This is a genomic window from Oceanicoccus sp. KOV_DT_Chl, assembly GCF_900120175.1.
GTDB lineage: Bacteria > Pseudomonadota > Gammaproteobacteria > Pseudomonadales > Dasaniaceae > Oceanicoccus.
Genome location: NZ_FQLF01000005.1, coordinates 151369 through 173880 on the forward strand (window position 1 = coordinate 151369; position 22512 = coordinate 173880).

General features: G+C 44.8%; 22 protein-coding genes and 1 pseudogene. 1 reads left to right on the forward strand and 22 read right to left on the reverse strand.

Annotated features, from left to right (window positions below):
* Positions 1–35: 35 nt before the first annotated feature.
* Together UNITIG_RS18065 and UNITIG_RS18070 are read right to left on the reverse strand one after the other, a co-directional pair.
* A complete protein-coding gene (locus UNITIG_RS18065; protein ID WP_101759758.1) occupies positions 36–1151 on the reverse strand; it encodes an acyltransferase in 1116 nt (371 codons plus the stop codon).
* Between the two features lie 117 nt (positions 1152–1268).
* A complete protein-coding gene (locus tag UNITIG_RS18070; protein ID WP_101759759.1) occupies positions 1269–3533 on the reverse strand; it encodes a serine/threonine-protein kinase in 2265 nt (754 codons plus the stop codon).
* A gap of 420 nt (positions 3534–3953) precedes the next feature.
* On the opposite strand from UNITIG_RS18070, the gene UNITIG_RS18075 reads away from it, so the two are divergent.
* Positions 3954–4709: a hypothetical protein gene (locus tag UNITIG_RS18075; protein ID WP_101759760.1), complete on the forward strand. Its 756-nt coding sequence runs from the start codon at positions 3954–3956 to the stop codon at positions 4707–4709.
* 51 nt (positions 4710–4760) lie between these two features.
* Here UNITIG_RS18075 and UNITIG_RS18080 read toward each other — a convergent pair whose 3' ends face one another.
* From UNITIG_RS18080 to UNITIG_RS18170, 20 genes and pseudogenes are all read right to left on the reverse strand, one after another.
* Positions 4761–5984, reverse strand: a complete 1224-nt coding sequence (locus UNITIG_RS18080; protein ID WP_101759761.1) for a beta-ketoacyl-ACP synthase — start codon at positions 5982–5984, stop codon at positions 4761–4763.
* Positions 5984–6714, reverse strand: a pseudogene (locus UNITIG_RS18085) (3-ketoacyl-ACP reductase FabG2). Before UNITIG_RS18085 ends, UNITIG_RS18080 begins: the two are co-directional and overlap by 1 nt.
* Before the next feature lie 17 nt (positions 6715–6731).
* Positions 6732–7166, reverse strand: a complete 435-nt coding sequence (locus tag UNITIG_RS18090) for a hotdog family protein (RefSeq protein WP_101759762.1) — start codon at positions 7164–7166, stop codon at positions 6732–6734.
* A 2-nt stretch (positions 7167–7168) separates the two neighbouring features.
* The gene (locus UNITIG_RS18095; protein ID WP_235015490.1) at positions 7169–8149 is read right to left on the reverse strand and encodes a beta-ketoacyl-ACP synthase; all 981 of its coding nucleotides are present in this window, start codon (positions 8147–8149) and stop codon (positions 7169–7171) included.
* Positions 8149–8379, reverse strand: a complete 231-nt coding sequence (locus UNITIG_RS23730) for a hypothetical protein (RefSeq protein ID WP_200821375.1) — start codon at positions 8377–8379, stop codon at positions 8149–8151. Before UNITIG_RS23730 ends, UNITIG_RS18095 begins: the two co-directional genes overlap by 1 nt.
* Positions 8376–8987: a DUF3261 domain-containing protein gene (locus UNITIG_RS18100; protein ID WP_101759763.1), complete on the reverse strand. Its 612-nt coding sequence runs from the start codon at positions 8985–8987 to the stop codon at positions 8376–8378. The genes UNITIG_RS23730 and UNITIG_RS18100 overlap by 4 nt, the downstream gene beginning before the upstream one ends.
* Before the next feature lie 15 nt (positions 8988–9002).
* Complete coding sequence (locus UNITIG_RS18105; RefSeq protein WP_101759764.1) at positions 9003–10070, reverse strand: methyltransferase; 1068 nt, start codon at positions 10068–10070, stop codon at positions 9003–9005.
* 21 nt (positions 10071–10091) lie between these two features.
* Complete coding sequence (locus UNITIG_RS18110) at positions 10092–11255, reverse strand: sulfotransferase (RefSeq protein WP_159931207.1); 1164 nt, start codon at positions 11253–11255, stop codon at positions 10092–10094.
* Between the two features lies 1 nt (position 11256).
* The gene (locus tag UNITIG_RS18115) at positions 11257–13599 is read right to left on the reverse strand and encodes an MMPL family transporter (protein WP_101759766.1); all 2343 of its coding nucleotides are present in this window, start codon (positions 13597–13599) and stop codon (positions 11257–11259) included.
* The gene (locus tag UNITIG_RS18120) at positions 13589–14239 is read right to left on the reverse strand and encodes an outer membrane lipoprotein carrier protein LolA (protein ID WP_145999224.1); all 651 of its coding nucleotides are present in this window, start codon (positions 14237–14239) and stop codon (positions 13589–13591) included. Before UNITIG_RS18120 ends, UNITIG_RS18115 begins: the two co-directional genes overlap by 11 nt.
* Entirely contained in the window at positions 14236–14661 is a 426-nt protein-coding gene (locus UNITIG_RS18125; protein ID WP_101759768.1) for a thioesterase family protein, read from the reverse strand. The genes UNITIG_RS18120 and UNITIG_RS18125 overlap by 4 nt, the downstream gene beginning before the upstream one ends.
* Positions 14654–16243, reverse strand: coding sequence for a histidine ammonia-lyase (gene hutH, locus UNITIG_RS18130; RefSeq protein WP_101759769.1), 1590 nt, complete (start codon positions 16241–16243; stop codon positions 14654–14656). Before hutH ends, UNITIG_RS18125 begins: the two co-directional genes overlap by 8 nt.
* A gap of 5 nt (positions 16244–16248) precedes the next feature.
* Positions 16249–16941, reverse strand: coding sequence for a hypothetical protein (locus UNITIG_RS18135; RefSeq protein WP_145999225.1), 693 nt, complete (start codon positions 16939–16941; stop codon positions 16249–16251).
* Positions 16851–17939 carry a glycosyltransferase family 2 protein gene (locus UNITIG_RS18140; RefSeq protein ID WP_101759771.1) on the reverse strand — a complete coding sequence of 363 codons (1089 nt, stop codon included), beginning with the start codon at positions 17937–17939 and terminating at the stop codon, positions 16851–16853. Before UNITIG_RS18140 ends, UNITIG_RS18135 begins: the two co-directional genes overlap by 91 nt.
* 4 nt (positions 17940–17943) lie before the next feature.
* Complete coding sequence (locus UNITIG_RS18145; protein WP_145999226.1) at positions 17944–19686, reverse strand: AMP-binding protein; 1743 nt, start codon at positions 19684–19686, stop codon at positions 17944–17946.
* The gene (locus tag UNITIG_RS18150; RefSeq protein WP_101759773.1) at positions 19683–20249 is read right to left on the reverse strand and encodes a hypothetical protein; all 567 of its coding nucleotides are present in this window, start codon (positions 20247–20249) and stop codon (positions 19683–19685) included. The genes UNITIG_RS18145 and UNITIG_RS18150 overlap by 4 nt, the downstream gene beginning before the upstream one ends.
* 6 nt (positions 20250–20255) lie before the next feature.
* Positions 20256–20504, reverse strand: a complete 249-nt coding sequence (locus tag UNITIG_RS18155; RefSeq protein ID WP_101759774.1) for an acyl carrier protein — start codon at positions 20502–20504, stop codon at positions 20256–20258.
* A 17-nt stretch (positions 20505–20521) separates the two neighbouring features.
* Positions 20522–20776: a phosphopantetheine-binding protein gene (locus tag UNITIG_RS18160; protein ID WP_101759775.1), complete on the reverse strand. Its 255-nt coding sequence runs from the start codon at positions 20774–20776 to the stop codon at positions 20522–20524.
* On the reverse strand, positions 20757–21587 hold the full coding sequence (locus tag UNITIG_RS18165; RefSeq protein WP_159931209.1) for a 1-acyl-sn-glycerol-3-phosphate acyltransferase: 831 nt from the start codon (positions 21585–21587) through the stop codon (positions 20757–20759). The genes UNITIG_RS18160 and UNITIG_RS18165 overlap by 20 nt, the downstream gene beginning before the upstream one ends.
* Positions 21541–22269 carry a beta-ketoacyl synthase chain length factor gene (locus UNITIG_RS18170; RefSeq protein ID WP_101759777.1) on the reverse strand — a complete coding sequence of 243 codons (729 nt, stop codon included), beginning with the start codon at positions 22267–22269 and terminating at the stop codon, positions 21541–21543. Before UNITIG_RS18170 ends, UNITIG_RS18165 begins: the two co-directional genes overlap by 47 nt.
* Positions 22270–22512 lie beyond the last annotated feature (243 nt).

Below are 22512 nucleotides of genomic sequence, written 5' to 3' on the forward strand. Positions count from 1 at the left end.
GCTACCAACATAATTAAGACGGGTCTGGAATTTAGCTATTTATGGTCACGTTTGCGCCCTGAAACCGCTAGCACAGCACCCAGGCTAATTTGCCCGCGCTGTATAACGTCCCGATACCATTTGATTTTGTACTCAGTCACCAAGGATAGCCAATAAATCACCAAAAGGATAATGACGGCCATTGCTGTGGACTGCCAGGCACTGGTCAAATCAAACCACCCGGTTGCGGAAAAAAACAAAATCAACGGTACATGGTAGAGGTAGAGCGAAAAAGATGATTTGGCCAAAACATCGACACAGGAAGTAAACCAATCCTTAAAGCGGATTAGACTTACCGCATAATAAACAAACCACAAAAACAAACCAAAGATACATGACAAAAAGTAATCAAGCAGAAAACGTTTTGAAAATGCCAGATTAATGGCCAGGGTATTACCCGACTCAATAAAAGCAATCACTCTCGCCGTCAGCTGCTCAAGTGAGGCAATATAACAAAAAATCAACCAAAAGCAGACCGACGCAATCACACTGATTCGCGCACGCGGGACACACACACCCATAACATGCCACCTCCTAACCATCACTCCTATTATCCAACATGGCATTAATAACAAAATTTTGGGGCCAGCCACTATAGCCACGACAACCAAGCCTGCTATCCGGCGACCACCCTGGTAAAATATCGCCACACCGAACAAAAGATAGTAAAAAAACTCATAAGACAATGACCAAAGAGGTCCATTGGAAACCAGCTTCGCAGAGAAAACCAATGCTTGTTGCAAGAAAAGAATATTCAACACCGAGGTCAAAAAAACATTATCAAAACTAATACCTCGATATACACTCTTATCCAGAGATCGGCCAATGAAATCTAGCGCCACGGTTAATATAAGGCAAAACAGTAATACGGAATATAAGCGCGCCAGTCTTGCCGTCATATAATGTGAAAATGTTTTGTGTTTCTCCTCACATACATAGGCAATAACATAGCCGGAAAGTACAAAGAACATGACCACCCCGACATGGCCATATTCGTGAAAAAAATGCGCATACTCCCCCGTATACCCTAGATAGGAAAAATGCGATAAAAATACCACAGCAGCTGCGACCACACGAATCGCGTCCAGTGCTATAGAATAATTTCTATTCATACAAATTATTGGAAACCGTAATTATTATTTTTAGCTTGCACACTCTATTCACCACTACCAACTAATTTTTAGAAAAACCACGCAAAATATCAACCAAGGGATGTGAGCAGCACCAGCTTAAAAGAAAATAAACCGCTTACGCCCCTCTGGCAGCATTTCCTCCGCCTTTGCTTTCAGCTGCTGCAATTCCACATGAGAGGGATTTACTGCTAAACCCCGCTCTGTCCAAGTCAATACATCCCCCCAATCACCTGCCGCCTGCTCCTTACGCGCGAGATCCGCATAACCATCACCCAACTGTTGCCGTAATTCAGGCAATCGCGGATCAGAGGTGGTAATAGCAATAATACGCTGGTAGATTTTATTCGCACTTGTGACTTTAGGTTTTTGCATATACCGTCGAAAACGATCGAATAATACTCTCAATTGTTCCTGTTCGGCACTGGATAAATCAACCCCTCGCTGCAAGCGCGCTAACTCGGATACCTGCTCGCTGCTTAGCAAACCTGCGGTTCGTATTTGTTCGGCGCTATTGATTTGCTGTCTAGCTTGGGTGATATCACCTTTATTTATAGACTCATTAATACCAGTTAATATTACCGCGCTATTTTTTTTAATTCCCGCTTTTGCTTGCTGATTGTTAGGCGAAATTTTCAACGCTTGCTGATAATACTTTAGCGCCTGTGTGGAGCTATTTGCACTTGCAGCCTGTTGTAGCGCTTGCGTTAAATTTTTCTCTCTACTAAGTTTATTTTGTTGATTGCGATTTTCACTCTGTGCTTGTTTAATTTTACCTGTGAGCGTTTTATCAGTCAGCAAACCACTCAAAGGGATTAACCCTGAAAAGAGCTGCTCAGCGCTATCAAAATCATTAGCTACCGTTTTATTTTTCGCCTGTTGAAGTGTTAAGGTCAACTGCCCAGCAAGATCTTGCTGTACGCTATCTTGCTGCAAAACATCATCAGGTAGTTTTTTATAAACCTGCAGCGCTTGCTGCCAATTATTTTCAGCGACCAAACCGTTTGCTTGATCAAGCAAGCTTTGCTGCCGCTCCAGCAAAGCTTGACGCGCGCCGGCAATTTCCTGCATTTGTTTAGCCACAGCGGGACTATCAGGCACCACTTGCAAAGCCTGCTTCGCCATATCTGCGGCCGCATTCCAATCATTTCTATCCTGTGCTTTTTCCGATTCTGCCAACAAAATACCACCCAAATATTGCATCGCTTGTTGTACCGGCTCATAGTCTGGCGCAATAGCCTGGGCATCCTGGTATTTTTGCAAAGCGTTATTACCGTCCGGGCCGACCAGACGGCCAGCACGTATATCCTGTTGCGCTTCACCCAGTAATAAATCTATCCGTGCCATATCGACTTGAGTAGGGCCAGAAGGAATAAAAAACCAAATGAATACCGCAATCACGGCAACGACTGCTATCACTGCTGCAACAACTGACATCTGAGGAAGCTGGATAGTGACTGTAGTCGTTTTTTTAGTGGTGGTTGCTGGCTGCCGCCGTTCGGTTTCAGCCAGGTTTTGCAGCAACATGGTTTGCGTGGCGATCAAATCACCGGGTTGTAATTGCGACAAACATTCCCTGAGCCCGCTAACTAATTCTGCACCATTAGCAAAACGCTGCTGCGGGTCCTTGGCCATGCCTTTATTGATAAAAGGTTGTAGCGATACCAGTGGATCAGGCAAGATGGGTATCGGATTATTGATATGCATGATAGCGATAGAAAGCGAACTATCTGCGGTATAAGGCAACTTGCCAACCAGGATCTGATAGATCATAACTGCCAGACTGTAGAGATCACTGCGCCCATCCAGCGTTTTAGCTTCCGCCTGCTCCGGGCTCATATAGGAAGGCGTACCAATGACACTTCCAAGCTCCGTAAGTTGCGTGGTCGAATCCATAGCCTTGGCAATACCAAAGTCTGATAGCAGCGCTTCACCGTTTGCACGGAATAAAATATTGGCGGGTTTGATATCGCGATGCACATACCCCTTGTCGTGAGCGTAATCGAGCCCACTAGCTATTTGTGCGATTATCCCGAGCAACTCCTCATGATCAATCGGGGCTTGCATGCGCTGTTCCAAATCACCACCACTGACAAACTCCATCGCAATGTAGTGGTAAGTCTTATATTTATTTACGTCGTAGATTTGGACTAGGTAGGGATGGGAAAGATTGGCGGCAATCCGTGCTTCTCGCAGAAAGCGTTCACTAAATTGAGGATCACGGTCAGCCAGATCCATGTGCATGACTTTAAGTGCGACCGGTCGATCAAGGCGCAGATGTCTGGCTTTATAGACACTGGCCATACCACCCCGACCGAGGGTGCTCTCAATTTTATAATCAGGAATTTCCGGTAATGTAGCCAAGCCTCTGTCCTTCTATGCTGGCGGCAAGTCATAACTATCAGAATCAAGCACACCGACAGATCAAACCTGAAGCACCCAGCTTTTTATAGTTAATAGAACAAGAAGTATTATGAATGATGTTTCTTGTTATGTCTCCTCTCCCATGGATAGAGATATACCCTGAAATTAGCACATAAATACACGAATACAGGAGGTATAAAAAAATTGTTATATATTGGAGCATGAAAAACACAAAAGACACTCGACATAACCCTATTAAAATAGATAATAGCACTGGCAACATCTGGGAAAGGCAAAGAGCCAGAATCTAGTTTAGCTCAAGCAAAGCCACTAGCACGGAGCCTATACGCATTAGAGCAGTGCGATAACCCAGCTAAAAATAAAAATTATATTAACCCGTCTAACCAATAAGGAAAAATTATGAGCAAGAAGCTAATCACCAGCCTAGTGTTAATGCTATCCCTAACGGCCTACTCGTCACTAATCGCTGCTGCGACTTCCGAAGAGCAAAAATATATCGGCATATTTTCCGGCAAGGCTTGGCCAATTCAGAAGGACGCATTAAACGATCTGCAATGGTCCGGCCTTTCCAGCGTTGCAATTTATGATGTGATCGAGAATAACTTGCAAACGGTTTACCCAACGGCCAGCTCCAAGGCTGAAATAGAGCAGGCCAGTTGGTATGCAAAAGTCCTAGGGGCGTCAGGCGATGATAAATATTCGACCACCCTTAAAGGCATACTTAATTCAGGGGCCAATAAAAAAGTTAAAAAATACGCTTCTAAAGGCTTGGATAACATTCAAAAATACCAACAATGGAATCCTATCATTCGTGATAAAAGTAGCTATAACCCAAAGTATTCACAAAAAATCAATGGCTTCGCAAACATGATTAAAAGTCAGGACTGGGAATTAAAAAGAATAGCAGCGAAGCGCATTCACTTTGAACATCTTTACGACGAATTCTTGCTAGATGCCGTTGAAGCAGAAGTTAAAGCACTTTATAAGGATAATTATTCTGATAAAACTGAAATTGATTGTATGGCCTGGTTAACCAAAGCTATTGCAGGGTCTGGCAATACTAAATACAAAGACACAGTTAGCATGGTAGCTAATGAAGCCGGCAATAGAAAAGTAAAAAAATATGCTAGCAAATATCTGAGAGATTATTACTAGCCTCTGAACAAGTTTATTTTTTACATATAGATGCCAAGGATGGCAAAAAAATCAACATCGCTTAAAAATCAACGAGGTATTGATACCACCAAACGCAAAGTTATTACTCATAATATATTCTGTATCAATATGGCGCGCCTCACCCATTATATAATCCAAATCGCCACAAGCCGGGTCAATATTCTCCAGATTTTTTGTCGCTGCAAACCAATTATCCTGCATCATTTTCAAGCTCAGCCAGGCCTCTATGGAGCCACAGGCACCCAAGGAATGCCCCAGATAAGATTTCATGGAACTGATCGGGGTTTTATTGGCAAACACATGCTGGGTTGCCGTTGATTCAGCTACATCACCACGATCAGTGGCAGTGCCATGGGCACTAACATAACCGATCTGCTCGGCACCTAAACCCGCATCTGCCAAACTTTGCTCCATGGTGACTTGCATAGTCTCAGCTTGCGGCTGGGTAATATGGCTGCCATCCGAATTACAATGAAAGCCAACAATCTCCGCGAGGATAGTGGCGCCACGGGCCTTGGCGTGCTCCAGCTCTTCCAGCACTAATGTAGCGGCACCCTCACCGATTACCAAACCATCCCGATCGCGGTCGAAGGGACGTGGTGAAAGCTCAGGGGTATCGTTAGCAGTACTGGTTGCAAATAAAGTATCAAAAACTGCTGCCTGGGTAGCATCCAGCTCTTCAGCACCACCCGCTACCATCATGGTTTGCATACCGTATTTAATCGCTTCATAGGCATACCCAATACCTTGGCTGCCAGAAGTACAAGCGCTGCTAGTTGTTATCACCCGCCCCTTCAAACCAAAATGCACACCGATATTCACCGGCGTGGTATGCGCCATCATTTTGATATAGGTATTGGCATTGATGCCTTCCATCTTATCGTTAAGCAGCATATTGCCAAAGTCACCAATAGCTTTTGGCGTGCCCGACGAAGAACCATAGGATACCCCCATGGCACCACTTTTAATTTCCGGGTCATCCAGTAAACCGGCCTGGGTTAACGCCTGCTCGGTCACGGTAGTCGCCATTTGCGCTACCCGCCCCATACTTCTTAATATTTTTCTATTGTAGTGTGGCGGTGGTACAAAATGCGTAACAGGGCCCGCCAAACGTGTCCGCAAATCTAGATAGCGATCCCATTCATCCATGCGGGCAATACCGGTGTTACCCGCTTCGATATTACGCTTAAACGTTTGCCAATCATCGCCCATAGAAGTGATTGCCGACATACCTGTAACTACTACACGTTTCATTAATACATTCCGCCATTAACTGAAATTACTTGCCGGGTGATATAAGCCGCACCCTCTGAACAAAGATATGCTACCAAACTAGCCACTTCTTCCGCTTGCCCTACCCGCCGCAAGGGGATCATTTAAGCGCTTCCTCAACCGGCGCATCCGTTGTCATTTCTGTTTCGATAAGTCCAGGCGCTACACAATTAACTGTAATCTTACGTTTGGCCAACTCTAACGCCAGCGCTTTGCTGGCACCGATGATACCCGCTTTGGAGGCACTGTAATTGACCTGTCCGCGATTACCCATCACCCCGGAAACCGATGACAGGGTAATGATTCGACCAGCGGCTCGCCGTCTGACCATGGGCATCACCAGCGGTGATAACACATTGTAAAAACCATCAAGATTGGTGTGAATAACGTTATCCCATTCTTCATCAGTCAATGCCGGAAACGCATTATCCGCAGTGATGCCGGCATTACAAACAACACCGTAATAAGCGCCGTGCGCAGCGACATCGGCTTCTAGCACGTTGCGTGTACTTTCACGCTGACTGACATCAAATTGTAGCAAGCGCACTGCTCGGCCCACCGCCGCGATTTCAGCCATCACCTGTTCCGCCTCCGCCACACCGCTGCGACAATGCAGGACAATATTAAAACCATCTTGCGCTAATTTAATCGCAATAGCTTTACCAATACCGCGGCTGGAACCTGTGACTAAAATTGTTTTTTCTTCTGCCATAACAAACTTTTTCTCAATCATTGTGGTTGATAAACATTAAGTCTGGCGCTGGCAACCTCGGCATCGCCATTGAGGTAAATACTGCAATCAAAAACACCTAACTCATCATGCTGATACGCCCTCTCAACAGTAACGGTTAACGTTTCACCCAAACCAAAATGGCTAGCATGGGCAGTATACTTACGACTGCCCAATAAAAACCCTAACCGTACATCTTCTCCCGCTTGCCGTGCAATCACTCCCGCCCATGCGGCCACGGCTTGCGCCATATACTCAATCCCAACCCAAGTCGGCACACCTATATCACCATCAAGAAATAAACTGTGCGCAGTGATATCAACCTCTGCAATTAAACGCTCCGCAGTCTGATTGATAACACGATCGAGCAAACTCATGTGACCAGAGTGTGGCACCAATTCATCCACGGTATATTGACTGACTGTATTATTCATTTTTAATTTTCCGCTACAGCGCTGCCGATGATAACACTGACATTATTACCACCAAAGGCAAAAGAGTTACTCATCATGTAGCTGGCTGCTGTCGGCTGATAAACTGAATTTATAAGCTGCAAATTAATAGCCGCTAAACCCTCATCCACCTCCCCGTCCCAGCAATGCGGCGGCAATCGGTGTTGCCAATTATTGGCAGCCAATGCTAACCAGCATAAACCTATTTCAGTGGCACCAGCAGCGCCAAGTGTATGGCCGGTCAAGGCTTTGGTCGAACTACAAGGCGTACGTTCACCAAACAAACGGTGTACTGCCAGCGCCTCCATCTGATCATTTTTGACCGTGGCAGTGCCATGTAAATTTATATAATCAATGTCTGCCGGTGCTAAACCTGAAGCCATTAAAGCCCCCTTCATTGCCGCTTCAGCGCCATGACCTTCAGGGTCTGGCGCCGACATATGATGGGCATCAGAAGACTCACCCACGCCCATCAATTGAATAGCGTCGGGCTCGGGCGTAACAATAAAAACAGCAGCCGCTTCACCAATAGTAATGCCTCGGCGATTTTTACTAAATGGCGAACAAATTGTCGGTGAAATGGATTCCAGCGCATTAAATCCATTCAGCGTTAACCGGCACAGTGTATCCACACCAGCCACAATAGCCGCATCACAAACACCCGTTTGAATTAAATGATTGGCACTGGCGAATGCCTTGGCACTGGATGAACAGGCAGTAGAAACGGTGTAAGCCAAATTCTTTAACCCCAACCACTGTGCCATAAATTCTGCCGGCGCTGCCATTTGCTGTTGTCGATAATGATAATTATCCGGAAAAGCGCCATCCGTTTGGTGCTGCGCAAATGCCGCTTCAGTTTCAGCGATACCGGATGTGCTTGTACCCACAATAACCGCGATACGTTCAGCGCCAAAACGAGCAACCAATTGTTGCAACTCGGGCATAATTTCTTCAGCTGCCGCCATTAATAACTGATTATTTCGCGACGCCTGCGGCTGCAAAGTTGACGGAATGGCCGGTAGCCCCCCTTCACTTCACCCACATAACAATCACCAGCCACCAACAAATCTGATCGCACTGTGATACCCGCCTGATCCTGCTGACACAGCGCATCCCACACCGCTTGCTTACCCCGCCCAAGACAATTAACGATACCTAAAGCCGGTAAATACAAAGCTTGCCGGGGAGATTTCATAGCGCGAGCCTTTCCAATGTCGTACTGGTAATTTGATACTGCCATTGCAGATGACGATACAATACCTGTTGTTGCCCCTGATTGTTTGAGCTCGTAACGATCTCAATAAGCGGCTTACCGCTGGCCGTCAATTCTCGTCGCCGCTTAATACCCGCCGACTCGGTAAAACGCACATCCAGTCCAGCTATGGCACGACTTAACTCAGGCATTGGCCAGGTACTTAGTTGATAGGCCGCCAACATTTGTTCAACCTGAAAGCTTGCGGGCAATACAGATAACTGCTCACTACTCACCACACCATCAATCAGACTGATCGTCGCCAACCGTGTTCCAGTTGCCGTCAGCACCACCATCACTAACTTCTCAGCAGTGGATTCAATTTGTACTAATAAATCCTGAGTCTCATTACCATATTCTGCTCGCACACTTTGCAGCAACGAATAATTCAGTTGACCACTGCCCGCAGGTAAAACGGTAAAGCGTACCGATTCCGCAATATCAACAGCGACTCGCGCAGGTGTCTGATGGGACACACAAGCCTGTAGCACATAAGCTATAAACAGCGCCAGGCAACCCTTTAACAGACGGACAAAATATCGAATGCACATTTTCAACAACCGCAACTATAGGCGACAAGTAATAAGACTATGACTGATCCCAATATTATCTATCTGTTTCTCTACTGTCAGGCCAGCCCTTTCTATACACAATAATAGTTCTGCCGAATGGTACATCTTACTATTACCATTGGCTAAGCAGGTAAAGTACAAGGAAATATTATGCAGGCTATAAGCGGCAGCCTCATACTTCTGCCTATCCCACAACAACTCCATAATATAAATTCTTGAGTCTTCGGTCATAGCTGCTTTAGCGCGTTTCAAAATACTAACAATTTCATCCAACGAGAAACAATCCAAAAACTGGCTCATCCAAATAATGTCAGCCCCTTTTGGTAACTGATTTTTTTCATCGAGCATGTTAGCTTCATGAAAGTGCATGCGATGCGTTAGGCCAGCAGCCTCCAAATTTTCTTTGGCTTTATTTAATTGACCGGGCAAATCAACAATAGTGACTTCAACATCCTCGTCATATTGCAGACACTGGGTTGCCCATTTGCCAGTATTGCCGCCAATATCCATTATTTTTTTAGGTTTACTGGCAAACACTAGAGGCAGCACCTCCGGAAAAGAAATGTCAGAATAAAAGTGATCGAAGTCAAACCAGCTTTTTTTAGCTTTTTCCGGCAGCGTCGCCAAAATCTCATAAATGGTATCAGCATCACTAAATACTTTTAGGCCCGAAGGCTTTTGCTCGACTATTGAGTCTTTCAAATTAAACATCGCTTGATAGCAAACATCATTAACGAAATCCATATTGACCCGCGTCAAATCGTCACGCACTAGAAAATAGCCTGTTTTGGTCAGTATGAACTGCCCTTCTACACAGCGGACAATACCTGAACTCATAGCCACTTCGAGCAATACATTTACCCCATAGAGACTAACTCCCACTTTTTCAGCCAGCGCCTCCGCAGTAATACCTGCATCTTTGGCTTTTCTAACAGCCTCCAATATTCCTAAATCCCGTAGAGCCAAGGTTGCTTGAAACACTATCGGCGCAAAAGCAATTTTTTGGGCTTCAAACTTGGCATCTAATGCACTCATTGAATCTGGCGCGTCGTAACTTATCATTGTTTTTTCCTTTTTATATTGCTAACAGTCGGCCACTAGCTGACCACTATCAAAGCATGAATCAAAATACTGGTGAATATCGACAACGCTAAAACCGAGACTGCGTAGATTATAGCGGTATGACTTTGGTTTATAGGAAGACTGGGGCTGTAACTGTAACCATGACTCTATATTACCCTGATATTCATTAGTAAAATCAAGGTTAAAGCGTGCGTAAATATGCTCGATAACAGCTTGGGGGTCTTGAATTAAATCCGGATAATCAATATCAATAAGGTGGCTATCTGGCATTTTTTTTCTTGCAGTCTGATTGCAGGCTATTTGATTTTTTAGAAACTCTAACACCTCATCTCTCACCGACGACAGTTCAATATGATCAGAGAAGCCTTTTCTCAACGCATAAACAAGATTGATCAGTGAAGGCACCACCTCGTCCAAATTCCTGCGCGTATTGATAATAAGAGGCTGTTCAAAAACAGTATCCAGACTATCGATGACCGGGTGATGTGTAGGTGATTTTAATACCCACCGCTCAGCAGCTGCCGACCGATACTGTAAAATTTGTAACTGACGCAAATAAAGCTGGTATTTTGTTGTCTGCGAATCCGGGTGATACCAATACTCGCGCAACTCTTGTAAATCTAACTGGAAGCACCAGGAGTCACACAGCAAGCTATTACGCTTTAAAAAATTACACTCCACAGGAAAGTCCGGTTGCAGCGTAATCATGGATTGTACCGCGGGCAGGTGCCCATGCATGACATTCGCCCAGCGATGAGAAAAATCCGACCTTTGCTGAGCTCCGTCACCATCAGTAATTTCTACACAGGGCTTTAATCCTTCTTCAAAGTTCAAATATCTATTATCAGGATCCAGAGACAATAACCGCTGTAAAAAAGTTGAACCTGTACGAGGCAAGCCGGCCAGTAAAATTGGCCGTTTAATTTTTTCAGCCAATACCTCCGGATTGTCCCTGACAATTCGTTTTGTATCAGAATAATTGACTATTGCATCAGCTAATTGCCGGAAGATTAATTTTCTCCCTTTGATATTCAGGCGGGCGCTAGCATTGATCGCAGAACATAAGATATTAATCCGGTGCAAATAATCCTGATCAATCAATAGTTCAGACGGTGAACATTGAGCAGCATAAGCGAGCAATACTTTACTGGAGATAATAGTCACATCAATCACCTCTTTGTAGATTTTCAAAAGAAGCAATCGGGGATAATAAAAAGGAAAAGGCAATGCCGGCAGCGATGGTCAGACCAAAAGACTTAATAGCTGGAGTATCGCTTAGCGCCAACAAACCAAAAGCTAATAGCGTAGTGGCACAGGATAGAGCAATGGCCAAGGCTGTTTTATTTTTATTTCCAGAACGTGATTCAGCATAAAAGATGGTGTAATCAATGCCAATGGCCAGCACCAACAGCAATGCCAACATACTAAACAGGTTAATTGAATAACCGAATAATACTGTTACCGCCATAGCAAAAGCCGCTGCATAAAGCGGCGGTAAGATAACCAATATTGCCAGCCGTAACCGGTAGCGAAACAACAACAGTAAAAATATTAAGCTATAAGCGATAAATACTGCTTGCAGTGCTAATTGACGGTATTGTTTAAATAATTGTGAAACATCACCCACCTGATCAATAAACTCAACATCATCAAATTCATTAGCCAAATCCCGCATGGCTTGCTGTTGTTTCAGATCATAGAGAAAAACAATACTGGCATAGCTACCATCCTTATTCGCAATCCACTGCTGTCGGTGACGGCTTGCCGCAGGCGAATCCAGCCAACTGGATAGCGCTAAATACTGCGGATTACTTTCGACCAACAGCGCCACATAGTCATCAAGCAATTGGGCATCAAAACCCGTTGCTAGTAAAAACTGATACAACGATGATTCCGGTGATGACATAACATTTAACAGTAACTTACGCTGCATTGTCTGCCGTTTTATTGAGGGTATCGATGCGGTCAAGGCCTGATAGGCTGGTGCCGTTTCCATCTTACCCAATCGAGCAAGCAAGGATTCTTCCGCCTCCAACACCGCCTGCGGACTAGCCGCCGTCACTAAAAAAAACTCAGAGGACAGACGAGCCCCTGAGATTTCAGTAAAGGTGGATTCCATGGCCAAAATATTATCCGGCGTATTGCGCAACAAACGGATATCGTCATTAGATTGCACCATGGGCACTCCCAATAACAGCGCTACCCCCAAGGCGAGCAAAACAGCTAACAACTGCCGTCTTTGAATAATGTTCTGCCACAGTAAAAGCAGTGAGGCCGCCAGCTTTATGGGCCTGACAGCATTAGTCTTCTGTGTTTGCTTAAGCAATACGGGATACAAACCCACCACCGTAAAATAGGCCGCCAATAAACCCACACTGGAAAACACCGCCATTTGATGCAGCCCTGGAAATGGCGCGATAAACAACGCCAAATAACCAATCAAACTGGTCACTAAACCAAAACTGATCCCAGGCAAAATATGCGTCAAAATATTTTCATCGTCACCATCAATGCCTTCGCAAAAATAGTGAAAAGAATAATCAATTGAAACCCCGACTAAACTGGCACCGAACACCATGCTGAGTATATGAATCTTGCCAAATACCAGAGTGCAAACCACAGTCGCAGCCACGACACCTATTGAAATCGCCAATACCGCAACAGCGATAGGCGTGACCGACCGAAACACCCAAAAAATCAGCACGACTATACCGACTAAAGAACCGCCACCAATGAGTGAAATTTCGTGTTTAGCAGAATCGGTACCTGCAATAGCATGCAATGGAACACCTGCCGTGATCAACCGATACTGTAATGCTGACTGAGCGCTTGCTGCATTAAGCTCTGACAGCAACAACTTCAGCTTATCCTGATAAGCCATATTAAACGGCGAGTCGTTAAGCTCTGCAGTAATCAGCACATAATGGCTTTGCTGATGTTCAGCCAATAGTACATTTTGATATAACTCAAAGCTGCCGGCGCCCTGCTGCTGGCTTTCAGCAAGAAAGTTTGCCAATAGAAACAAAGGATCAATAGCCAACATGCTGGAAGACAACGGGGAAACAGGGCTATATAAAGCAGAGATTATCTGTTGCTTTATCGCATCAGTATTATTATCCGCGAATAAGTCCCTATCAGCCTTAGACAGCAACCCGGTTCGATAAGGGAGGTAAGTATTAAACACTGCTGAGGTAAAATCGCCATCAACTTTATACGTCAACCGGGAAAACAAATCGGCACGCTGCAAATCACTGTACACAATATCGCTGGCGGCTAATGCACTCGCCCGCTCATTTGCCCCAACCAGAAATACTAACTGCTGGGAAAAATTTTCAGCAAATTGATCTAACGCCTGCTGTACTACCACCGATCTTTCCGACTCTGGCAACAGGCCAAGAATATCGCTATCAATGGTTAAACCACGATAGAGTTGCGCAGCAAATACCACTAATAACGTTAGCGTTAATACACACCAAATAGAAAAGCGAGTACGGGTATTATTTTGCAAAATACTGCTCTTCCATTGACGACAACGTTGCCGGTTCAGTTTGCAACGCAGAAAATACTATTTTGGTGGTATCACCACTGACTTCATCAATGCTAATCGCCTGAACATACTCATCACCGGTTAAAATAATACTGGCGATACCTTTAGCAATCAGACTCTCTTTATGCGGTATTAAACCTATACTCCAGTCAGCATCAATTTCACTTTGATAAAAATAGACGTTGAAAAACTGCTTAAGCGTAAGCAAATCGCCACTGATCAAAGCGGAAAAAACGCCGCCCAGAGACTGTGAAAATCCGCCACCGGGTATTGCCGTATCAGCCGCAATATTTTTAATGCCCTGAGGCGAAATCAGATAAGTAGACTTAACCGGCTGCACAGTTTGCCAAAGCAATCCACGAGCTTTGACGCTCATAAACTGTCCCGTAGAGATTAGCGGCCGGCTCAATACGGTGATCTGCTTGGTTTGCTGAAACTTTCCTCGCAACACCGTCACTTCACTCATCGCGGCAGTGGTGCTTAAAAGCTCAGCGGACGGTTGCTGTAAATCCTGCGGATAATTAAAAACCGCGGGCTGGGCCAACGCTGTACTCGCTTGTACGGCAGCCAATAGTACAACCAGCAAGCGAGACAGCATCACTGCTCAAGACCCAGTTTTTGCGCCAAAATTGCCGGCGAGACAAAACACATTTCCTGTGTAGCCATATCAACAGCAACCTGACAGGTGTAAGCCTTGGTAAGCTTAAGACCTGTCTCGGCATCGGTGATAAGAAAATCAATTCTTAATCGATTTTCATACTCCACCAAACTGGCTTTAACAATAACATCCATCCCGAACTTTGCCGGCCGAACGTATTGAATGCGCATATCAATCACCGGCCACATATAACCCGAGTCATGCATTTGCAAATAGTTATAGTCAATTTTATTTAACAATTCACAGCGCGCTATTTCAAAATATTTTACATAGTGACCATGCCAGGCGTAGGTCATCATATCAACATCGTGAAACGGAACTGTAATGGTGACACTGGCTTCTGCCAGTGCAGGTCGCTTAGCCATAAATATCCCATTGTTGTTGCTGAATAAGGCTGACAAATTGTCTTAGGCTGGCCTCGAGAGGGCGATCCTCTTCCAACATATCAAACTCTGCTGACACTGCAGCTAACATGGATTTAATCGGCTGACTTAATGATGCTTCAGTAATATCACCTTTTTGCAGCCGTAACTTAATGCCCTGCGTAGCGGCCAATAACTCTGCTGCCGCCACTTGCTCGGTAAGCTCTAACACTCTTATACAGTCGCGAGCGGCAATTGTACCCATACTCACCTTATCCTGATTGTGACACTCAGTAGAACGAGAAAAAACACTGGCAGGCATGGTTAATTTCAATGCCTCAGCAGTCCACGCCGACATACCAATTTGCACCGCCTTAAATCCGTGATTGACCATTGTTCTTCCCGGTGCAGCAGCTGATAAATTCGGGGGTAAACCATTATTAAATTTTACATCCATCAACAATGCCATCTGCCGGTCCATTAAGTCTGCCAGATTAGCTACACAGTTTTTCATGGAGTCCATTACAAAAGCGATATGGCCACCGTAAAAATGACCACCATGCAATACATGTTCGCCTTCGCCATCAATAATGGGGTTATCATTGGCGCTGTTTAATTCATTTTCGATATTCTGCCTCATCCACGGCAAGGCATCCTGTAACACACCAATAATATGCGGCGCGCAACGAATAGAATACCGATCCTGTAAACGGTCTGAATTTCTGGGATGTTCAACGTGATTAATATCATCACGAATCCAACCCGCAACTTGATTTTGGCCAGGATGCGGTTTAGCCGAAAACAGTAATTCATCGAAATGATTGCTATTACCCGCTAAGGCGATAGAACTCATAGCAGTAATACGTGCCGATAACTGGCAAAGGTATTCTGCGCGTGAATAAGCAAGGCAGGCGATTGCAGTCATTACTGCAGTGCCATTCATAATTGCCAAGCCTTCCTTGGGACGCAGTTTTAAAGGCGTGATGTTGGCCGCATCCATCGCAGCTAAAGAAGTCATTACCTCGCCATGATAAGTAACCTCCCGCTCACCAATCAACGCCGCCGCCAAATATGAGAGCGGTGTTAGATCACCACTCGCGCCCACCGACCCTTCTTCGGGAATACGGGGTGCTAAACCGTTATTAATAAACAGGGCAATTTTATCAAGCAACTCGTAACGCACGCCTGAAAAACCTTGAGACAACGATGCCAAACGTGTCGCCAGCACCGCCAATGATGTTTGCACATCAAAATACGCGCCCATTCCACAGCCATGAAAACGGGTTAGATGGACGGGCAACTCTTCAACCAAATCAGGCGGCACTGCAACCGTACACGAATCACCGTAGCCAGTAGTTACACCGTATATGACGCCATCTTCCAGCAATAAGCGATCAAGGAACTCAGCGCCTTTATCGATCCTGCGAACAAATTCAGGCTCGGTTGATAATTCTACACGGGCACCACCTTTAGCCACTGCAACTACCTGCTCGATACTAACCCGCCCACCATCGAAGCGAACGGCAATAGCACTGGCCCGAGAATGTGATGATTCTGTATGCTTACTACTATCTAATAACGACATAATTATTAGCCTATCTTACTAGGCGCCTCTATTTTTTCTTGTTGCCAAAAATCAAAAAAATTAAACCATTGCAATGGCTGCTGTAAGCAATAATATTCTAATCTTTCAGCGTATCTTTGAATAACTTCGGTTAACTCGCGCTCTCGCTGTTTGCGATTAAACGTCAGTGCATCTGAAAACTTCTCAAAATAAACTTTATATCCGCTTGGCTCTGCCAGACACAACATTAAATACACTGGGCAAGAGAGTAATGAGGCTAAAATAAACGGCCCCTGCGGAAATGGCGCCAACTCACCCAAAAATCGCACATAACTAATTCGCTTGTCTGAATTCACCGCTGTTCTATCACCGAGGATAATGATTAACTCACCGGCATCAATTTTTTCTTTTAACAGAATTGCGGTCTGCGGCCCCAGCTGATCTACATGCAATATATTTTGCTCAAAAGCCGGATTTATTTTTTTTAGCGTATTATTAAAGTTGGCAGCATGCTCATTAAACACTAACACGGTCATCTTTTGCTGCACTTCACCTTCAGCCAGCAACCGACACAACTCAATACTCCCTAAATGAGCACCCACCACAACACCACCAGTACCGCTGGCTGCTAAATCAATAAATTCATTACTATTAGGAAAGTGGATATCTTCCCTTCTGATATGCCCAACAGCGATGCTGCACGATCCAGAGCACTGCAACCAAACTGCACAAAATGCTTATAGCTTGTTGCCAATCCCGGCTTGACTATCAGATCCGGATGTTTACTACCAGCACTAAAAACCCGCTGTAAATAATCTTGTGACGCCTTACGCGCCGAATGATTCACCGCCATAAAATATGCCAATACTGGATACAAACATACTTTAAAGAATGGGCGGCCTAACAGCCTATAAACAAACAGTAGGAATTTAATCCCCCAAATACTGCCCCGCTCACGTACTTGTGACCAATGTGCAGAGTGACGCTTTTCCTTAGTCAGCAAGCGCGGCAACCGATATAACATGCCAAAAAACAACCGCGTATGCATTTTAGTAATCAACCAATTGTCATTCAGATAGTTAAAATGCGAACGGCCATCTTGCGGATAAATTACCTGCGTATCATGAGTAACAATCTCAACATCATCCCACACTAGCCGCACCATAATTTCCGTATCAAAATCCATTCGTTGACCAAGATGTTGACGTTTAATCAATACATTAACTGCCACTAATGGATAAACTCTAAAGCCGCACATACTATCCGGCGCAGACCAGCGCAGTAGTTCTACACACACCCAAAAATGCGTAATATAGCGCGAGAGATAGCGTCCCATCGGCACGGATTCATCGTAGCAAGGCTGACCACAAACTAATGCGGCTGGATTATTTTCTGCCAACCGCAACAATGCCGGAACATCATTTATATCGTGCTGCCCATCTGCATCTATTTGTAAGGCATGACTAAAACCTTGCTCAGCAGCCAGCACCAAACCTGCTTTGACAGCACCACCTTTGCCTTGATTAACAGGTAAACGCATTAAATGAATACCGGCGTTCTGCTCAGCAAGTTCAATTAATACCTTGCGGGTAAGTTCATCACTACCATCGTCAATCAATAAACACGGTATATTAAACGCCTTGATTCCCTGATAGGTATCAACAATCGTATCAGGATGGTTATAAACCGGAATAATGATGCAGGGAGAAAATTCCATTCACTTAACCAAATACAATTCTGCCAGAGGAATGAATCCCCTTGCTTGACGAATACTGAAAAACTAATTTTCCTTTTTCCTGCTGATGGATAATAGAAAGCTCTATCTGGTCACCCGGCTCAATAAACTCATGAAATTTGATAACTTCAAGCCGCATAAACTCTCCTCCAACCGTAAAGTATTGCCGCCCATAGTTAATTGCCCAATCGACCTGCACCACACCCGGTAAAATAGGCTTATCATCAAAGTGACCATCAAAGTAACGCAGCGAAGGATTTATTTTCAGGTCCAGCTTCACCTCATTTTGCTGCTGCTCAACTGCAGCCACATCAGGGCGCGTTGTTGATGAGGACGCTGGAGAAAACAGTGCCGTTATCGCATCAGCTGTCACCTTACCCTGGCTATTCACCGGTATAGATTCTACATAACGCCATTTTTTGGGAAGTAATATGGCTTCAAAATAAACCAGCAAGTGCGCTCGCAGCGCCTGATTCACTGAGTGCCTACCGCCACTGGCCAGAGCGTCTTCACCCAGCGCAGATAATTTAACCACCGACACTATAATCCGGCGCGCTGCCGCCAACGCTGCACAGCTACAATCTTTTACATAAGCGTGCGCTTTTAACACCGCTTCCATTTCCGGCAATGACAAGCGTTTCTCTTCAATTTTAACAATTCTATCTGCGCGATGCTTAAGGATAAATTGATTTTCATTTATCAATTCCACTACATCACCCATGGCAAAAAAATCATCGCCGTCAGCATGGGGCGATTCAATCAGCAAACATTGACTATCAGTATCAACTTTCATATTCACTGTTGGCAGCAATGTCCAGGGTGAAAATGTTTTTGCAGCTGATGACTGACTGCGATAGGCAACCCCGCCAGTCTCTGTACTACCAAATATCTCCTGCACTGCAACACCTGACAAAGCAGCAATTTCCATCGCTGCAACACTATCTAATGGCCCTCCCGAGGAAAATATAGTTTGTACTGAACCCATCAACGCCGAAAGATCTACCAAGCGTCCAATTCTATTAAGCAAAGCCGGACTGGAAACCAGCACCGCTTCAGACTCTGACGCCAAAGCCGCCATCAAAGGTTCCGGATAATGGTACTGGGTAGTATGAATTAATTTTCCCACCGCAAGCGGCCACATCAACTTAAACAAAAATCCATATAAATGCTGATGCGAAACCGAAGCGTACAACCCTCCAGTGCCTGTTGATAACGACCAAACGGATTCCAACACGGCCACTTCATCAGTAATTTGTTGAATTTTTTTAAGGATTTTTGATGGCTGTCCCGTAGAGCCTGAGGTAAAGAAAGTTAACCCGGCATCATCAGGTATTGCCGGCAGCAGAGTCTTATCAACCGGATTTAACTCGCTATGCTCAAGCAATAATTGCGGCACGCCCTTAAACTCTGACGATGATGACTGGTCGATGATCAAAAGATCAAACTCATCGGCAATTTTCTGCAAAAAACCGGTCTGTACATTCGGTAGAATGACTACTTCCTTGTGCGCATGTAATGCTGAAAATAACGCGACACTAAATAGATAGGCACAGTCCGTATAAATGGCAACGACTCTGGCATCTGACTCCATCAGCTGCGAATAACAGCCAGCGACTGCAGCAGCAAACTGCCGGCCAGTGACAGCGCCTGCTGAGGTAACCATGATCGACCGAGTACTCGCAGCCACGTTGGGAACCAGCGATAACAGCTTAAGGCTTATACTACTCAAGTATTTGCCCTCATTACTCGCTGTCTTGCTAAATACTCAATGCCAAATATGAGAGCCATTATCAGATAAGCAATCAAACCGTTATACCAGGTCCACACTTCAAGACTGCAAAAAAAAGTCGTGTAGCTTGCAGCGATACCATTAAACAAAAAAAACCAACACCACACCTTGGTGACTTGCCGGGTATATATCACGCCCTGGGTGGGCAAATCAGGCTGCGTAAGGCGAGCAAAACGCTCTATCATCGAAGGGGGTTTAAACAGTGAAAAAGTAAATAACAGCAGCATTGCAACATTAACAATGATCGGATTCGCCCTGACCATTAGCGGATCATTACTCAGTAAAATCAGCAGGCAGCACACACCGCCCGCTACCGTGGCCGGCATTAACGAGCGCAACGCAGCAATATTCATTTTCACTTTAACCAACAACAGACGGCTCAATAAGGCCACCACCAGAATGAGACCAATATAACGGGGCTGCAAATGCTGCAAACCAAAAAACACTAACACCGGATATAATAATAAAATTCCGGAAATTATTACCAGCGCAACTCTGCTCATTGCAGCTTAAGACTGCAGTAATTCATATACCGCATCAACAACATCATGTACTTGACGAGCACTTTTAAAATCTTCGGGCTTAACTTTTTTTCCGGTTAATTCCTGTAATTTAACTACCATATCAATAGCATCAATACTATCAAGATCCAGATCTTCGTATAGCGAGGCATCGAGCGTTATATCTGCTCGCTCAATCTCAAATAAATCCTGCATAATAGTACATAACTGTTGAAAAATTTCGTCTTTAGTTTCCATCAGAATAACCTATAACCTTATCGCTGAGATTCAATCAAGGCCACCAGGGAAGCCACAGACTGAAAATGTTTTTTTGTTTCTTCAGAATTTGCGTCCAGCTTTACATCGAATTTCTTATGGATACTTAAACCCAGCTCCAGCGCATCTATGGAGTCAAGCCCCAAACCATCGCCAAACAATAATCCGTCCGTTTCAATATCATCAACAGTGATATCTTCCAAATCCAATGAATCGATGATTAATTGTTTTACTTCAATTACTAAGCTGCTCATATTGTTGCAAGTTCCTTATAAAATATTTTTCTAAAAACTGACTTAAATGACGAGAAGCTAACGAAACATTACCTTCCGACTCTGCGAGGAATGGCTTAACATCAATCACCTCTCCAAATTGAATATTCATATTAACCAAACCTTGTTTTGGTATTTGATACCATTTTTCACTTTTGGTTAACGAACTCGGACTTAATGAAATAGTCACTGGCGTTACATTTTTCTGAGCCCGCAATGCCATATTGGCAGCACCACGCTGCAATTTTATTGGCTGCCCCGGGGTTGAACGAGTACCTTCAGGAAAAACCAACAAGCTCTCCCCCCGTACCAAAATATCAACACAATCCTCAAGCAGAACCTGAGGATTATCATTGCTAATATATCCTGCAGATGAAACTACTCCCCCCAAGTAAAAATTATTCCATAAGGATTGCTTCACAATGCAATCCATTTTTGGAAAAATCGAAATCAAAACAACCACGTCGATCAAAGATGGGTGATTTGCGATCAACAGTAAACCTTCGTTTTGCGGTAGATCAGCCAATCCTTTTAATTTAACTCTTAGGACGCCACTATATTGCATCAATGCCACAAATAAGCGAAAGCCCCAATGGATCACTTTGCGCGCCAGCTGCTGTTGAACTGACTTTTTTGGCGAGCACAATCTCAGTAACGGAAATACAAATACCGCCAGGCATAAGCCACCAATACCAAAACAAGAAAAACAAAAACCGGTGGCCACTAAACGCCAATAATAATTCAGTTTAACTAGCATCTCGCCGCCACTGCCAGCCAAAACGTGCGCCTTCAAGACATTGCTGCTGACAACCCGATAATATAAATCGGATAAATTCCAGCGCGTGTGGAAAATCTGCTTTAACGCCTGGATCCTCAGCATCCATCGATAGTGATATCGACATACCACCATCACTTTTCCCGAGTACAAAAGCCGCAGCGTAATGCACAGGATTCCCATCCTCAAAGTTTGCTAACGATGCGGGTAATGGCTCATCAGCAATAACCAACATCACTTTATCACTTTGTCCGGACGCTATAATCGCCGCACATTCCATAAACGCTGATTCAAATCCATCGACACCACCCGCTACCGCAGTGGTTATAGAACGATCATTATTCGCTATCGAGTACAAACCGGAAGCCGTATTATGAACAGACATACTGAAGGCTGTTGGTGAAATCAATTCGGAGGTAGTCAATGCCTGCAACAAAGTCACTGTACGCGCTAACTCACCATGGCGGGAACAAAAAACAGTTCGGATAGGCTCATCTGCACACTGGTTAGCCACCAGCAGCGCCATTCGGCTCAACGGACTGAGCCGCCGCCTAAACATCGCGGGCAAAAACGATACATCGGGTTTGGCTTGAGCACCAATACTGATTTGACCCTGTGCCCACCGCTCCCAACTGTCACGAGTGTCGAGTCCAGGAGCCCAGGCCGACCAGCTCTCAAGTGTGGCACTTAACGCGCTCATAATTATATTTACTACCTAACACGCCCCTACAGGAATACCACCCGAAAAGACTAAAATCACTCAACAGCCCAATGATGCCGACCAAAGCATAGGAAGCTTATTTAAAAAACCACATCCCATCTTCATTAAACACGTCTAGACATTGGCACTTCCAAACACCCTTATTTGATCCACAATCCAGTCTGGAACCCGGCGCTAATGATACATACAAAACCCCAGCTCTTAAAGCGCTATATTGGCCGC

Excerpts from the sequence above, each read along its gene's own strand:
- UNITIG_RS18065 (WP_101759758.1), bottom strand. The coding sequence starts at position 1,151 with ATGAATAGAAATTATTCTATAGCACTGGACGCGATTCGTGTGGTCGCA.
- UNITIG_RS18075 (WP_101759760.1), top strand. The coding sequence starts at position 3,954 with ATGAGCAAGAAGCTAATCACCAGCCTAGTGTTAATGCTATCCCTAACG.
- UNITIG_RS18080 (WP_101759761.1), bottom strand. The coding sequence starts at position 5,984 with ATGAAACGTGTAGTAGTTACAGGTATGTCGGCAATCACTTCTATGGGC.
- UNITIG_RS18090 (WP_101759762.1), bottom strand. The coding sequence starts at position 7,166 with ATGAATAATACAGTCAGTCAATATACCGTGGATGAATTGGTGCCACAC.
- UNITIG_RS18095 (WP_235015490.1), bottom strand. The coding sequence starts at position 8,149 with ATGGCGGCAGCTGAAGAAATTATGCCCGAGTTGCAACAATTGGTTGCT.
- UNITIG_RS23730 (WP_200821375.1), bottom strand. The coding sequence starts at position 8,379 with ATGAAATCTCCCCGGCAAGCTTTGTATTTACCGGCTTTAGGTATCGTT.
- UNITIG_RS18100 (WP_101759763.1), bottom strand. The coding sequence starts at position 8,987 with ATGTGCATTCGATATTTTGTCCGTCTGTTAAAGGGTTGCCTGGCGCTG.
- UNITIG_RS18105 (WP_101759764.1), bottom strand. The coding sequence starts at position 10,070 with ATGATAAGTTACGACGCGCCAGATTCAATGAGTGCATTAGATGCCAAG.
- UNITIG_RS18125 (WP_101759768.1), bottom strand. The coding sequence starts at position 14,661 with ATGGCTAAGCGACCTGCACTGGCAGAAGCCAGTGTCACCATTACAGTT.
- hutH (WP_101759769.1), bottom strand. The coding sequence starts at position 16,243 with ATGTCGTTATTAGATAGTAGTAAGCATACAGAATCATCACATTCTCGG.
- UNITIG_RS18140 (WP_101759771.1), bottom strand. The coding sequence starts at position 17,939 with ATGGAATTTTCTCCCTGCATCATTATTCCGGTTTATAACCATCCTGAT.
- UNITIG_RS18150 (WP_101759773.1), bottom strand. The coding sequence starts at position 20,249 with ATGAGCAGAGTTGCGCTGGTAATAATTTCCGGAATTTTATTATTATAT.
- UNITIG_RS18155 (WP_101759774.1), bottom strand. The coding sequence starts at position 20,504 with ATGGAAACTAAAGACGAAATTTTTCAACAGTTATGTACTATTATGCAG.
- UNITIG_RS18160 (WP_101759775.1), bottom strand. The coding sequence starts at position 20,776 with ATGAGCAGCTTAGTAATTGAAGTAAAACAATTAATCATCGATTCATTG.
- UNITIG_RS18170 (WP_101759777.1), bottom strand. The coding sequence starts at position 22,269 with ATGAGCGCGTTAAGTGCCACACTTGAGAGCTGGTCGGCCTGGGCTCCT.